This is a genomic window from Streptomyces sp. NPDC101237 (genome assembly GCF_044767465.1).
Classification (GTDB): Bacteria; Actinomycetota; Actinomycetes; order Streptomycetales; family Streptomycetaceae; genus Streptomyces; species Streptomyces gramineus.
Window position 1 is genome coordinate 134974 of record NZ_JBIWNY010000001.1, and the last position, 12883, is coordinate 147856.

General features: G+C 70.8%; 13 protein-coding genes and 2 tRNA genes. 7 read left to right on the plus strand and 8 right to left on the minus strand.

The features are described 5' to 3' along the window. The first annotated feature begins 11 nt into the window (after positions 1-11). Positions 12-1103 (plus strand): Leu/Phe/Val dehydrogenase, encoded by a 1092-nt coding sequence (locus ACIRQ9_RS00610; RefSeq protein WP_404165658.1) that lies wholly within the window; start codon positions 12-14, stop codon positions 1101-1103. A 300-nt stretch (positions 1104-1403) separates the two neighbouring features. Then, positions 1404-1664, plus strand: a complete 261-nt coding sequence (locus tag ACIRQ9_RS00615) for a DUF3073 domain-containing protein (protein ID WP_351937593.1) — start codon at positions 1404-1406, stop codon at positions 1662-1664. Positions 1665-1751: 87 nt separating this feature from the next. On the opposite strand, the gene purM is transcribed toward ACIRQ9_RS00615, so the two are convergent. The 8 genes from purM to purS all read right to left on the minus strand — a co-directional run bounded on the left by purM (position 1752) and on the right by purS (position 9956). Next, positions 1752-2822, minus strand: a complete 1071-nt coding sequence (purM, locus tag ACIRQ9_RS00620) for a phosphoribosylformylglycinamidine cyclo-ligase (RefSeq protein WP_404165661.1) — start codon at positions 2820-2822, stop codon at positions 1752-1754. 31 nt (positions 2823-2853) lie between these two features. Further along, a complete protein-coding gene (gene purF, locus ACIRQ9_RS00625; protein ID WP_404165663.1) occupies positions 2854-4383 on the minus strand; it encodes an amidophosphoribosyltransferase in 1530 nt (509 codons plus the stop codon). A gap of 221 nt (positions 4384-4604) precedes the next feature. Then, complete coding sequence (locus tag ACIRQ9_RS00630; RefSeq protein WP_404165665.1) at positions 4605-5018, minus strand: META domain-containing protein; 414 nt, start codon at positions 5016-5018, stop codon at positions 4605-4607. A 78-nt stretch (positions 5019-5096) separates the two neighbouring features. Next, a complete protein-coding gene (locus ACIRQ9_RS00635; RefSeq protein ID WP_404165667.1) occupies positions 5097-5894 on the minus strand; it encodes a sterol carrier family protein in 798 nt (265 codons plus the stop codon). 40 nt (positions 5895-5934) lie between these two features. Next, positions 5935-6447 (minus strand): GNAT family N-acetyltransferase, encoded by a 513-nt coding sequence (locus ACIRQ9_RS00640; protein WP_404165669.1) that lies wholly within the window; start codon positions 6445-6447, stop codon positions 5935-5937. Between the two features lie 313 nt (positions 6448-6760). Further along, positions 6761-9019 (minus strand): phosphoribosylformylglycinamidine synthase subunit PurL, encoded by a 2259-nt coding sequence (purL, locus tag ACIRQ9_RS00645; RefSeq protein WP_404165671.1) that lies wholly within the window; start codon positions 9017-9019, stop codon positions 6761-6763. Continuing rightward, positions 9016-9696: a phosphoribosylformylglycinamidine synthase subunit PurQ gene (gene purQ, locus ACIRQ9_RS00650; protein ID WP_404165673.1), complete on the minus strand. Its 681-nt coding sequence runs from the start codon at positions 9694-9696 to the stop codon at positions 9016-9018. Before purQ ends, purL begins: the two co-directional genes overlap by 4 nt. Then, positions 9693-9956 (minus strand): phosphoribosylformylglycinamidine synthase subunit PurS, encoded by a 264-nt coding sequence (gene purS / locus ACIRQ9_RS00655; protein WP_093501106.1) that lies wholly within the window; start codon positions 9954-9956, stop codon positions 9693-9695. Before purS ends, purQ begins: the two co-directional genes overlap by 4 nt. Before the next feature lie 358 nt (positions 9957-10314). On the opposite strand from purS, the gene ACIRQ9_RS00660 reads away from it, so the two are divergent. The 5 genes from ACIRQ9_RS00660 (at position 10315) to ACIRQ9_RS00680 (ending at position 12865) form a co-directional block, all read left to right on the plus strand. Beyond that, entirely contained in the window at positions 10315-10632 is a 318-nt protein-coding gene (locus ACIRQ9_RS00660; protein WP_404165676.1) for an Lsr2 family protein, read from the plus strand. A gap of 136 nt (positions 10633-10768) precedes the next feature. Beyond that, positions 10769-10840 (plus strand) — tRNA-Gly (locus ACIRQ9_RS00665). An 81-nt stretch (positions 10841-10921) separates the two neighbouring features. Then, positions 10922-10997, plus strand: a tRNA-Gly gene (locus tag ACIRQ9_RS00670). Between the two features lie 129 nt (positions 10998-11126). After that, positions 11127-12062, plus strand: coding sequence for an ABC transporter ATP-binding protein (locus tag ACIRQ9_RS00675; RefSeq protein ID WP_404165678.1), 936 nt, complete (start codon positions 11127-11129; stop codon positions 12060-12062). Beyond that, positions 12059-12865, plus strand: a complete 807-nt coding sequence (locus tag ACIRQ9_RS00680; RefSeq protein ID WP_404165680.1) for an ABC transporter permease — start codon at positions 12059-12061, stop codon at positions 12863-12865. The genes ACIRQ9_RS00675 and ACIRQ9_RS00680 overlap by 4 nt, the downstream gene beginning before the upstream one ends. Positions 12866-12883: the final 18 nt, after the last annotated feature.

Sequence of the window (12883 nt, forward strand, 5' to 3'; positions counted from 1 at the left end):
GAGTCACCACAGTGACCGACGTTTCCACCGGCGTCCTGCACACCCTGTTCCACTCGGACCAGGGCGGTCACGAGCAAGTCGTGCTCTGCCAGGACCGCAAGAGCGGCCTCAAGGCCGTCATCGCCATCCACTCCACCGCGCTGGGCCCCGCCCTCGGCGGCACCCGCTTCTACCCGTACGCCAACGAGGAGGAGGCCGTCGCCGACGCCCTCAACCTCGCGCGCGGGATGTCGTACAAGAACGCCATGGCCGGGCTCGACCACGGCGGCGGCAAGGCCGTGATCATCGGGGACCCCGACCGCGACAAGACCGAGGAGCTGCTGCTCGCCTACGGGCGGTTCGTGGCCTCCCTCGGCGGCCGGTACGTCACCGCCTGCGACGTCGGCACGTACGTCGCCGACATGGACGTCGTGGCCCGCGAGTGCCACTGGACCACCGGCCGCTCCCCTCAGAACGGCGGCGCCGGCGACTCCTCGGTGCTCACCGCCTACGGCGTCTACCAGGGCATGCGGGCCAGCGCCCAGCACCTGTGGGGCGACCCGTCGCTGCGCGGCCGCACCGTCGGCATCGCGGGCGTCGGCAAGGTCGGCCACCACCTGGTGGAGCACCTGCTGGAGGAGGGCGCCCGGGTGGTGATCACCGACGTGCGCCGGGACGCCGTCGACCGGATCTCCGACCGGCACGCCCAGGTCGCCGTGGTCGCCGACACCGAGGCCCTGATCCGCGTCGAGGGTCTCGACATCTACGCGCCGTGCGCGCTCGGCGGCGCCCTGAACGACGCGTCGGTGGCGGCGCTGACGGCGAAGGTGGTGTGCGGCGCGGCCAACAACCAGCTCGCCCACCCCGGTGTCGAGAAGGACCTCGCCGACCGCGGGATCCTCTACGCGCCGGACTACGTGGTGAACGCCGGCGGCGTCATCCAGGTCGCCGACGAGCTGCACGGGTTCGACTTCGACCGGTGCAAGGCGAAGGCCGCGAAGATCTTCGACACCACGCTGGCCATATTCGCTCGTGCGAAGGAGGACGGGATTCCGCCCGCCGCGGCGGCCGACCGGATCGCCGAACAACGGATGCACGAAGCGGCAACGGCGGCCGGCCGCTGACCGAACGCCGGGTTTCCGCACGGATTTCCGGTACCCGCCGGCGGGCAGGTGGAGAGAACTCTCACGTTCGTCGGCGGGTCGCCCGCCAGGAAGTGGTTAAAATCGTCGTTGACCAGCGGGGACGGGGCACCTCGCGGGTCGTGCAGCCAGGCGCGTGGTGCGGGCGACGTACCGTATGGGCGCGGGCTCAGGTACCGTGGAAGCCCTACGGACCGGTCTCTCCGAGGAGAGCCCGTTCCGGATCATGAACGCGTGTCAGACTCTGGGGCCGTCGAGCCCCGTCACCGAGGGGGTCGAGCCATGGGGCGCGGCCGGGCCAAGGCCAAGCAGACGAAGGTCGCCCGCCAGCTGAAGTACAACAGCGGTGGGACTGACCTGTCACGTCTGGCCAGCGAGCTGGGCGCATCGACTTCGAGCCAGCCGCCGAACGGCGAGCCGTTCGAGGACGACGACGAGGACGACGACCCGTACGCCCAGTACGCGGATCTCTACAACGATGATGACGACGAGGACGAGGACGACCAGTCCGGTCCTCAGTCTCAACATCGTCGCGGTGCGTAATGCCTGCGGCTGCTTAGCCGTTCACCGACCCGGTCCGGGGTTTCCACGCCGGACCGGGTTTTGTGCTGGCCTCACGGGCCGGCCGGCCTACGCGTAGTCGCCGACCAGTTCCGCACCCGTGGTGTGGTCGCCGCGCTCGGTGATCTCGCCGGCCACCCACGCGTCGACCCCGCGGTCGGCCAGGGCGTCCAGCGCCACGTCGACCGACTCCTGCGGCACCATCGCGATCATGCCGACACCCATGTTGAGCGTCTTCTCCAGTTCGAGCCGCTCGACGTTGCCGGTCCGGCCGACCAGGTCGAAGACCGCGCCGGGCGTCCAGGTCGTCCGGTCGACACGCGCGTGCAGGTGGTCCGGGATCACCCGGGCCAGATTCGCCGCGAGTCCGCCGCCGGTCACGTGGCTGAACGCGTGCACCTCGGCGGTGCGGATCAGGGCCAGGCAGTCCAGCGAGTAGATCTTGGTCGGCTCCAGCAGCTCCTCGCCGAGGGTGCGGCCGAACTCCTCGACATGGGCGTCGAGGGCGAGCCCGGCCTGGTTCAGCAGCACGTGCCGGACCAGGGAGTACCCGTTGGAGTGAAGCCCGGAGGACGCCATGGCGATCACCGCGTCACCCGTACGGATACGATCCGCGCCGAGCAGCCGGTCGGCCTCCACGACACCCGTACCGGCGCCGGCCACGTCGAAGTCGTCCGCGCCGAGCAGGCCCGGGTGCTCGGCCGTCTCACCGCCCACCAGGGCGCAGCCGGCCAGCACACAGCCTTCCGCGATGCCCTTGACGATCGCGGCGACCCGCTCCGGGTGGACCTTGCCGACGCAGATGTAGTCGGTCATGAACAGCGGCTCGGCGCCGCACACCACGATGTCGTCCATGACCATGGCGACCAGGTCGTGGCCGATGGTGTCGTACACGCCCAGCTGCCGGGCGATGTCGACCTTGGTGCCCACGCCGTCGGTGGCGGAGGCGAGCAGCGGGCGCTCGTAGTGCTTGAGGGCGGAGGCGTCGAAGAGGCCGGCGAAGCCGCCGAGGCCGCCGAGGACCTCCGGCCGCCGGGTCTTCTTCACCCACTCCTTCATCAACTCGACGGCGCGGTCGCCCGCTTCGATGTCGACGCCGGCAGCCGCGTAGGAGGCACCGGAAGGCTGGCTCTCAGACATTGCCTGGGATCTTTCGGGTTGATGACAGGGCTTACGGGCGACGGATCGCGTCGGCCGCGGCCGTGGCTGCCGGACCGGCGGCCAGCTCGGTCTCCAGGAGCTGCTTGCCCAGCAGTTCGGGGTCCGGGAGCTCCATCGGGTACTCGCCGTCGAAGCAGGCGCGGCACAGGTTCGGCTTGGCGATGGCGGTCGCCTCGATCATGCCGTCGATGGAGATGTAGGCCAGGGAGTCGGCGCCCAGCGAGGTGCCGATCTCGTCGATGGTCATGCCGTTGGCGATGAGTTCGGCCCGGGTGGCGAAGTCGATGCCGAAGAAGCAGGGCCACTTGACCGGCGGCGAGGAGATCCGGATGTGGACCTCGGCGGCGCCCGCCTCGCGCAGCATGCGCACCAGCGCCCGCTGGGTGTTGCCGCGCACGATCGAGTCGTCGACGACGACCAGCCGCTTGCCCTTGATGACTTCCTTCAGCGGGTTCAGCTTCAGGCGGATGCCGAGCTGCCGGATGGTCTGCGACGGCTGGATGAAGGTCCGGCCGACATAGGCGTTCTTGACCAGACCGTTGCCGAAGGGAATGCCCGAGGCCTCCGCGTAGCCGATGGCGGCCGGGGTGCCGGACTCCGGGGTCGCTATGACCAGGTCGGCGTCGGCAGGGGCTTCCTTGGCGAGCTTCCGGCCCATCTCCACCCGGGAGAGGTAGACGTTCCGGCCGGCGATGTCGGTGTCGGGGCGGGCCAGGTACACGTACTCGAAGACACAGCCCTTGGGCTTCGCATCCGCGAATCGTGAGGTGCGCAGGCCGTTCTCGTCGACGGCGACGAACTCGCCCGGCTCGATCTCGCGCACGAAGCTGGCGCCGCAGATGTCGAGGGCGGCGGACTCGGAGGCGATGACCCAGCCGCGCTCCAGGCGGCCGAGGACCAGCGGACGGATGCCCTGCGGGTCGCGGGCCGCGTAGAGGGTGTGCTCGTCCATGAAGACGAGCGAGAAGGCGCCCCGGACCTTCGGGAGGACCGCGTGCGCGGCCTCCTCGATGGTCAGCGGCTTGCCGTCGTCGTCGACCTGGGCCGCGAGGAGCGCGGTGAGCAGGTCGGTGTCGTTGGTGGCGGCGACCCGGGTGGACCGGCCGTGGGTGTCCTTCGGAAGGTCGGCGACCATCTCGGCGAGCTGCGCCGTGTTGACCAGGTTGCCGTTGTGACCGAGCGCGATCGAACCGTGCGCGGTGGCGCGGAACGTCGGCTGGGCGTTCTCCCATACGGAGGCACCGGTGGTCGAGTAGCGGGCGTGACCGACCGCGATATGTCCCTGGAGCGATCCGAGGGAGGTCTCGTCGAAGACCTGGGAGACCAGCCCCATGTCCTTGAAGACGAGGATCTGGGAGCCGTTGCTGACCGCGATTCCCGCGGATTCCTGGCCCCGATGCTGGAGGGCGTACAGCCCGAAGTACGTGAGCTTGGCGACCTCTTCACCGGGAGCCCAGACACCGAAGACGCCGCAAGCGTCCTGGGGGCCCTTCTCACCGGGGAGCAGATCGTGATTGAGGAGACCGTCACCACGTGGCACGCCACCGAGTGTAGGCGAGGTCGACCACTGGTCCGAATTGGGGATGTCCGGCCGGAGTGGATCTACGACCACGGCCGCACTGGTGGGTTTCTACATTCCCGCTGTTCAGCGCGGTGGGAGGATGCTCCAGCCGGGCCACGTTCGGGCGGACCGGGGCCCGCGCAACCCCCTCACACCGTATCTGTGAGTGAGGTGTCGCACATCATTCGGGGCGCCGGAGGTCACTTCTCGACCAGCTCGACCCGGTCGCCGCCGGCCTCGGTGAGGGTCAGTTCCCGGCCGTCGGCGCGGGTGGCGAGCGGGCCCGCGGTGAGGGTGCGGGCGAGGGCGCGCTCGAAGGCCGTGCGGGCGCCGTCGCAGGCCATGCGGGTGGTGCGCAGGCCGCTCAGCCGGATCCGGCCGTCGGTGACCCGTGCCGTGGCGGTGAACCGGTTGCATCCCAGGCTGCCGGCGGCCCGGCCGTCGTCGATCCGCAGGTGGGCGCCGGACGGGGCGTCCCGGGTGGTGCCGTCGGCGGTGACGGCGGCGACCGTCCACTCGGTCCCGGTCACCGGCGGCCCGCTCGCCACCGGCGCGCCGGCCCGCTCGCCGCCGCAGGCCACCGCGAGGGGGACGAGCACGGCGGTGGCCGTCACGGTCAGGGTCCTGCGCCGCGTGCGCCGCTCGTACCCGTACATACCGGTTCGACGGAACCCACCGGCCGGTCGGTTCCCTCAGCCCATCAGGGGCAGCAGGCCGCCGATGTCCGCGCGCTCGCCGCTGGCGCTGACCCTGGCCTGCGCCAGCGCCTCCTGCCAGCCCAGCCGGCCGGTGGCCAGCCGGATCCAGGTCAGCGGATCGGTCTCGACGACGTTCGGCGGGGTGCCCCGGGTGTGCCGGGGGCCTTCGACGCACTGCACCACGGCGTACGGCGGCACCCGGACCTCGGTGGAGCCGCCGGGCGCCTTGACCGCGAGCGCGTCGGCGAGCAGCCGGGTGCAGGCGGCCAGGGCCTGCCGGTCGTGGGGGACGTCGAGTCCCGGGACCGCCGAAGAGAGGTCGTCGGTGTGCACGACCAGCTCGACGGCACGGGTGACCAGGTAGTCGTCCAGGGACATCGCGCCGGCGCTGGTGGCGAGCAGCCGGCTGCCGGGGTGTGCGTCCAGGAGGGCGCGGAGGCCGTCGTCGGCGGCGGCGAGGTAGGCGTCGAGGTCGGGGTGGCCGTCGGCGAGGCGCCGGGTGAAGTCGGAGATCGCCGAGGAGTCGGCGGCGGTGCGGAAGGGCCAGTCGAGGAGGACCGCGTCGGCCTTGGCCGGTTCGGGCTCGTCCAGGGCCCGCTGGACGGCGGTGAGGGCCATGCCGACGTGGGCGACGAGGTCCCGCACGGTCCACTCGCCGAGCCGGGTGGGGAGCGCGAGCTGCTCCGGGGTGAGCGTGCGGACGGCGTCCCGGACGTGGGCGGACTGGGCGAGGACCGCCGCACGGGTCCGGGCCGGGTCGTAGGTCCTGGTGCGCTTCTTGGCAGGCGGCATGGCGGTGAGCGTATGCCCTCGGTCCGACGGTGCCGCGCGGTCAGGGGGCGAGGTCGCGGGCCGGGTCGATCACCCAGTGGTTGCTGCGGATGACCCGGCCGGCGAAGTCGACGTCCCGCTCGCCCAGGAGGCGGAAGCCGAGGGAGCGGCAGATGCCGTTCGAGGGGCCGTTGGCCGTCGCCGGGAAGGCGTGGACGGCGCCCCAGCGGTCCTCGTCCCTGGCCTGTTCGAGGATCGCGCGGGCGGCGAGCTTGCCGAGCCCGCGGCCCTGGAACTCGGGCAGCACCATCCACCCGATCTCCGAGACCCGCTCCCCGCCGTCCTCGTGGGCCCAGACGCACACATGGCCCGCGACGACCTCGGGCGCGCCGGGATCGGGAACGATCATCTTGATCCACCCGATGCCGGAGGCCGCGGTCTCGGCGTCCCGGCGCACCTTGTCCCGCATCCCCTCCTCGGGCAGCGGCCCGCCGAGGTCCCGCATCATCACGGGATCGCAGCGCATCCGGACATAGGCGTCCACGTCGTCCTCGGTGACATCTCGCAAGTGCATGACGGCAGGATGCGGTCTCCGGCCCCGAACCCGGAAGGTTCCGGCAGTGAGTTGCCAGAGGCGAGGGCGATCACCGGTGCGGGTGATGCGCGGCGAGACCCGCACCTCGGCCCCGAGGCCCTGCAACCCCGGTCTTCGCCTGGAAGGGCGTGCCACAACGGTTATGGCCGAGCGCACGTCTCAAAGGTGGTCCTGCCCGAGCCGACGGGCATCGACCTCGACACCGAGATCCTCAAGAACTACGTCCGCTGAAACCGCGAAGGCCCCGCCCGGAACATGCGTCCGGGCGGGGCCTTCGTCGTCGCAGGACCGGCTACGCGAGCAGGGCCTCGATCGTGCCCTCGTGGGCCTCGCGGAGTTCCTCCAGGGTGAGGGCGAACTCGCCCTGGATCTCGACGGTGTCGCCGTCCACGACACCGATGCGCGCCACCGGCAGGCCGCGGGCGCCGCACATGTCGTTGAAGCGGACCTCCTCGGAGCGCGGCACGGCCACGACCGCGCGGCCCGCCGACTCGGAGAGCAGGAACGTGAACGCGTCGAGCCCGTCCGGGACGACCAGCCGCGCGCCCTTGCCGCCGAGCAGCGCCGACTCCACGACCGCCTGGATCAGACCGCCGTCGGACAGGTCGTGGGCGGAGTCGATCATGCCGTCGCGGGAGGCGGAGATCAGGATCTCGGCCAGCAGGCGCTCGCGCTCCAGGTCGACCTTCGGGGGCAGGCCGCCGAGGTGGTCGTGGACGACCTGGGACCAGGCCGAGCCGCCGAACTCCTCGCGGGTGTCACCGAGGAGGTAGAGCAGCTGGCCCTCCTCCTGGAAGGCGACCGGCGTGCGCCGGGCGACGTCGTCGATGACGCCGAGGACGGCGACGACCGGGGTCGGGTGGATGGCCGCCTCGCCGGTCTGGTTGTAGAGCGAGACGTTGCCGCCGGTCACGGGGGTGCCCAGCTGCTGACAGGCGTCGGCGAGGCCGCGGACGGCCTCGGCGAACTGCCACATCACCGCCGGGTCCTCGGGGGAACCGAAGTTCAGGCAGTCGGAGACGGCGAGCGGCTTGGCGCCGGTCGTCGCCACGTTCCGGTAGGCCTCGGACAGGGCCAGCTGCGCGCCCGTGTACGGGTCCAGCTTGGCGTACCGGCCGTTGCCGTCGGTCGCGATGGCGACGCCGAGGCCGGTCTCCTCGTCCACGCGGATCATGCCGGAATCCTCCGGCTGGGCGAGGACGGTGTTGCCCTGCACGAAGTGGTCGTACTGCGAGGTGATCCACTTCTTGGAGGCCTGGTTGGGGGAGCCGACCAGCTTCAGGACCTGCTGCTTGAGCTCCTCCGCCGTCGCCGGGCGCGGCAGCCTGTTCGCGTCGTCCGCCTGGAGGGCGTCCTGCCAGGCCGGGCGGGCGTACGGGCGCTCGTAGACCGGGCCGTCGTGGGCGACCGTGCGCGGGTCGACGTCGACGATCTTCTCGCCGTGCCAGAAGATCTCCAGGCGGTCGCCGTCGGTCACCTCGCCGATGACGGTGGCGATGACGTCCCACTTGGCGCAGATCTCCAGGAAGCGCTCGACCTTCGCCGGCTCGACCACCGCGCACATGCGCTCCTGCGACTCGCTCATGAGGATCTCCTCGGGCGAGAGCGTGGAGTCGCGCAGCGGTACGTCGTCGAGGGTCACGGTCATGCCGCCGGAGCCGTTCGAGGCCAGTTCACTGGTCGCGCAGGACAGGCCCGCCGCGCCCAGGTCCTGGATGCCGACGACCAGCTTCTCGGCGAAGGCCTCCAGCGTGCACTCGATCAGGAGCTTCTCCTGGAACGGGTCGCCGACCTGCACCGCGGGGCGCTTCGACGGCTTGGCGTCGTCGAAGGTCTCGCTCGCGAGGATGGAGGCGCCGCCGATGCCGTCGCCGCCGGTCCTGGCGCCGTACAGGATGACCTGGTTGCCCGCGCCGGAGGCCTTGGCGAGGTGGATGTCCTCGTGCCGCATCACGCCGATGGCCCCGGCGTTGACCAGCGGGTTGCCCTGGTAGCAGGCGTCGAAGACGACCTCGCCGCCGATGTTGGGCAGGCCCAGGCAGTTGCCGTAGCCGCCGATGCCGGCGACGACGCCGGGCAGCACGCGCTTGGTGTCGGGGTGGTCGGCGGCGCCGAAGCGCAGCGGGTCGACCACGGCGACCGGGCGCGCGCCCATCGCGATGATGTCGCGGACGATGCCGCCGACACCGGTCGCGGCGCCCTGGTAGGGCTCGACGTACGACGGGTGGTTGTGCGACTCGACCTTGAAGGTCACCGCGTAGCCCTGGCCGACGTCGACGACGCCGGCGTTCTCGCCGATGCCGACGAGCAGCGCGTCGCTCTGCGGGGCCTTCTCGCCGAACTGGCGGAGGTGGACCTTGGAGGACTTGTACGAGCAGTGCTCGGACCACATGACCGAGTACATGGCGAGTTCGGCGCCGGTCGGGCGGCGGCCGAGGATCTCCACGACCCGCTCGTACTCGTCCTTCTTGAGGCCGAGTTCGGCCCAGGGCAGCTCGACGTCGGGGGTCGCGGCCGCGTGTCCGACCGTGTCCAGAGGCGTCCGGCTCATGCGTTGACCAGCTTCTTGAGGATCGAGGTGAAGAAGGGCAGCCCGTCGGTGCGGCCGCTGCCGATGAGCGGCTCGACGGCGTGCTCCGGGTGCGGCATCAGGCCCACGACGTTGCCGGCCTCGTTGGTGATGCCGGCGATGTCGCGGAGCGAGCCGTTCGGGTTGACGTCGAGGTACCGGAACGCGACCCGGCCCTCGGCCTCCAGCTTGTCCAGCGTGTACGCGTCGGCGACGTAGCGGCCGTCCATGTTCTTCAGCGGGATGTGGATCTCCTGGCCCTCGCGGTAGTCGCCGGTCCAGGAGGTCCCCGCGTTCTCCACCCGCAACTTCTGGTCGCGGCAGATGAAGTGCAGGTGGTTGTTGCCGAGCATCGCGCCCGGGAGCAGATGGGCCTCGGTGAGGACCTGGAAGCCGTTGCAGATACCGAGGACCGGGAGGCCGGCCTTCGCCTGCTCGATGACGGTCTCCATCACCGGCGAGAAACGGGAGATGGCGCCGGCCCGCAGATAGTCGCCGTAGGAGAAACCGCCGGGAAGGACCACGGCGTCGACCTGGTGAAGGTCCTTGTCCTTGTGCCAGAGGGCCACCGGTTCGGCACCCGCGAGGCGGATCGCGCGCTGGGTGTCCCGGTCGTCCAGACTTCCCGGGAAAGTGACGACGCCAATACGAGCGGTCACTTGGCCGCCTCCGCGACTTCGTCGACCCGAACGGTGAAGTCCTCGATCACGGTGTTGGCGAGGAAGGATTCCGCGAGGTCGTGGATGCGGGCGAGCGCGGCCTCGTCGACCGGCCCGTCAACTTCCAGTTCGAATCGCTTTCCCTGACGTACATCGGAGATGCCTTCGAAACCCAGGCGCGGCAGCGCACGCTGGACCGCCTGGCCCTGGGGGTCGAGGATCTCCGGCTTGAGCATGACGTCGACTACGACGCGTGCCACTGGCACTCCCGGTGTTGTGGTGCTGGCTGCTGAGCAGTTACCCGCCGGTGCTCCGACAGGCGTCTTCAGACTACCCGCACAAAATTTCTACGCGGGTAGAGTTGTAGGAAACTACGTGAGCCGCATCACGATCGGGTGACGGCGGGGGATCCGCGCGAAAAGTTCTGGGAAAGTTCCCCGGGTTCGCCCACGACATCTATTGCGCCGGAGACACGCGGCGGATTTAGTCGGGCTTCACTTTGTATTGCCAGGCACTGTACAAATGAATTGGCAATAGCCGATACTCGGCACGTCATCTCCGCCATCGCGTCTTCGCCGATGAGCTGTATAGACGTGCCACACGAAGGGACCGATATTCGTGGCGCAGAAGGTCGTGGTCACTCTCTTCGACGACATCGACGGCTCGGAAGCGGCGGAAACGATCGCCTTCGGACTCGACGGCAAGTCGTACGAGATCGATCTGAATCGAGCCAACGCCGAGGAACTGCGCAAGGCGCTGGAGCCGTTCGTGTCGGCCGGCCGCAAGCGGTCGAAGTCGGGCAAGGCGTACAAGCAGACGGAGGTCGCCCCCGACCCCGCCGCCGTCCGCGCCTGGGCCCAGGCGAACAAGATGGACGTCCCGGCGCGCGGCCGCATCCCGAAGAAGGTCTACGAGGCGTTCAGCGCCGCGCAGTGAGGGACGGCGCCGGCTGCCCTCAGGGACCGTCACCGACCCCCGAGGGCAGCCGACTTGCGCTACCCCCCTGCTGATCAGCTAATGTCTGGAGCACGCCGAGGGGCGAGGCCGAAAGGCCGAATCCCAAGGAGTACATGCGGGTGTAGTTCAGTAGCAGAACATCCCCCTTCCAGGGGGAAGGCGCAGTGTGCAATTCCTGTCACCCGCTCTGCACCGCCGGTCCTGGTCATGCTTGTGGATCAGGTAGGCTGGTGCTCGCACCGATCGGTGGGAGCCGGTCGGGAGCAGTGCGGACGTAGCTCAGTTGGTAGAGCGCAACCTTGCCAAGGTTGAGGTCGCGAGTTCGAGCCTCGTCGTCCGCTCCAGCTCACGAGAGAAACCCCAGTCCTACGACTGGGGTTTTTTCGTGTCCCGCGACGCGCTCTGACATTTGTCATGGCGAGTGATGACACCGCGCACTGCCACCGGGTCCGGGTGCCGGGGACGCTCGTTCCATGGAAGCCATCGAGGACAACGAACACGTGATTGAGGTCACAGACCTCCGGCGTGCCTACGGAGGCGGGTTCGAGGCTGTCCGCGGCATCACCTTCTCCGTGGACCGCGCCGAGATCTTCGCGCTCCTCGGCACCAACGGCGCGGGCAAGACCTCCACCGTCGAACTGCTGGAGGGCCTCGCCCCGCCGAGCGGCGGCCGGGTCCGGGTGCTGGGCCGCGATCCGCACCGGGAACGGGCCGCCGTACGGCCGCGCACCGGCGTGATGCTCCAGGAAGGCGGCTTCCCGTCCGAGCTGACCGTCACCGAGACCACCCGCATGTGGGCAGGGTGCACGACCGGCGCGCGGCCGACCGCCGAGGCGCTCGGCCTGGTCGGGCTCGCCGCCAAGGCGGACGTCCGCGTCAAGCAGCTCTCCGGCGGCGAGCGGCGCCGCCTCGACCTGGCGCTCGCCCTGCTCGGCCGCCCCGAGGTGCTGTTCCTGGACGAGCCGACCACCGGCCTGGACGCCGAAGGCCGCAGCGCCACCTGGGAGTTGGTGCGGTCCCTGCGCGACGCCGGGACCACCGTCCTGCTCACCACCCACTACCTGGAAGAGGCCGAGGACCTCGCCGACCGGCTCGCCATCCTGCACGAGGGACGCATCGCGGCCGCCGGAACACCCTCCCAGGTGACCGCGGACCGGCCCGCCCGGATCTCCTTCGAGCTGCCGCTCGGCTACTTCGTCGGCGACCTGCCGCCGCTCGCGGCCCTCGGCGTGTGCGGTCACGAGACCGACGGCCGCGCGGTGCGGCTGCGGACCCGCGAGGTCCAGCGGACCGCCACCGGAGTGCTGGACTGGGCGGAGCGGACCGGCGTCGCGCTGGACCGGCTGGAGGTGCGCTCGGCCTCGCTCGAGGAGGCGTTCCTCGGCATCGCGAAGGAGGCGGTCGTATGAGCACGGCGGACCTCCCCGCGGCCGGGCGCCGGGCCGCGCGCGCCGCGTCCTGGCGGCGGCTGAGCGCGCTCGGCCGCGCCGAACTGCTGCTCCTCGGCCGCAATCGCGGTGCCGTGCTCACCGCGCTGCTGGTGCCGCTCGCGCTGCCGTTCAGCGTGCGGCCCGTGATCGACCAGCCCGGCCCGAAGGGCCAGGGGCTCGACGTCGGCACGCTGATGCTGACCGCCGCGACCGGCTTCTCCTTCCTCTTCGCCGTGTACACGCCCCTGGTGAGCGCCTTCGTGGCCCGCCGCGAGGAACTGGTCCTCAAACGGCTGCGCACCGGCGAGCCGGCCGACACCGAGATCCTCGCCGGCACCGCCCTGCCCGCCCTCTGCCTCGGCCTGACACAGGCGCTGGTGCTCTCCGCGGGCTGCGCGGTCCTGCTCGACGCGGGCGCGCCGAAGGCGCCGTACCTCACCCTGCTCGGGCTGGTCCTCGGTCTGCTGCTCGGTGCCGCGCTCGCCGCGCTCACCTCGGCCGTCACCCGGACCACCGAGAGCGCCCAGGTGACCGCGCTGCCCCTGGTCTTCGTCTCGATGCTGGGCTCGGGCATCGCGGTGCCCACCGATCTGCTGCCCGACCGGGTCGCCCGCTTCTGCGAGTTCCTCCCGCTCTCCCCGGCCGTCCGGCTGGTCCGCGCGGGCTGGACCGGCGAACTCGGCGCCGCCCAGGCCCTGGGCACCGTCCTCACCGCGCTGGCCTGGACCGCGGTCGCGGTGTTTGCTGTACGGCGGTGGTTCCGCTGGGAACCCCGGCGCTGAGGCTCCGCCGGGCCCCCG

Excerpts from the sequence above, each read along its gene's own strand:
- ACIRQ9_RS00615 (WP_351937593.1), top strand. The coding sequence starts at position 1,404 with ATGGGGCGCGGCCGGGCCAAGGCCAAGCAGACGAAGGTCGCCCGCCAG.
- purM (WP_404165661.1), bottom strand. The coding sequence starts at position 2,822 with ATGTCTGAGAGCCAGCCTTCCGGTGCCTCCTACGCGGCTGCCGGCGTC.
- ACIRQ9_RS00635 (WP_404165667.1), bottom strand. The coding sequence starts at position 5,894 with ATGCCGCCTGCCAAGAAGCGCACCAGGACCTACGACCCGGCCCGGACC.
- ACIRQ9_RS00640 (WP_404165669.1), bottom strand. The coding sequence starts at position 6,447 with ATGCACTTGCGAGATGTCACCGAGGACGACGTGGACGCCTATGTCCGG.
- purL (WP_404165671.1), bottom strand. The coding sequence starts at position 9,019 with ATGAGCCGGACGCCTCTGGACACGGTCGGACACGCGGCCGCGACCCCC.
- ACIRQ9_RS00675 (WP_404165678.1), top strand. The coding sequence starts at position 11,127 with ATGGAAGCCATCGAGGACAACGAACACGTGATTGAGGTCACAGACCTC.
- ACIRQ9_RS00680 (WP_404165680.1), top strand. The coding sequence starts at position 12,059 with ATGAGCACGGCGGACCTCCCCGCGGCCGGGCGCCGGGCCGCGCGCGCC.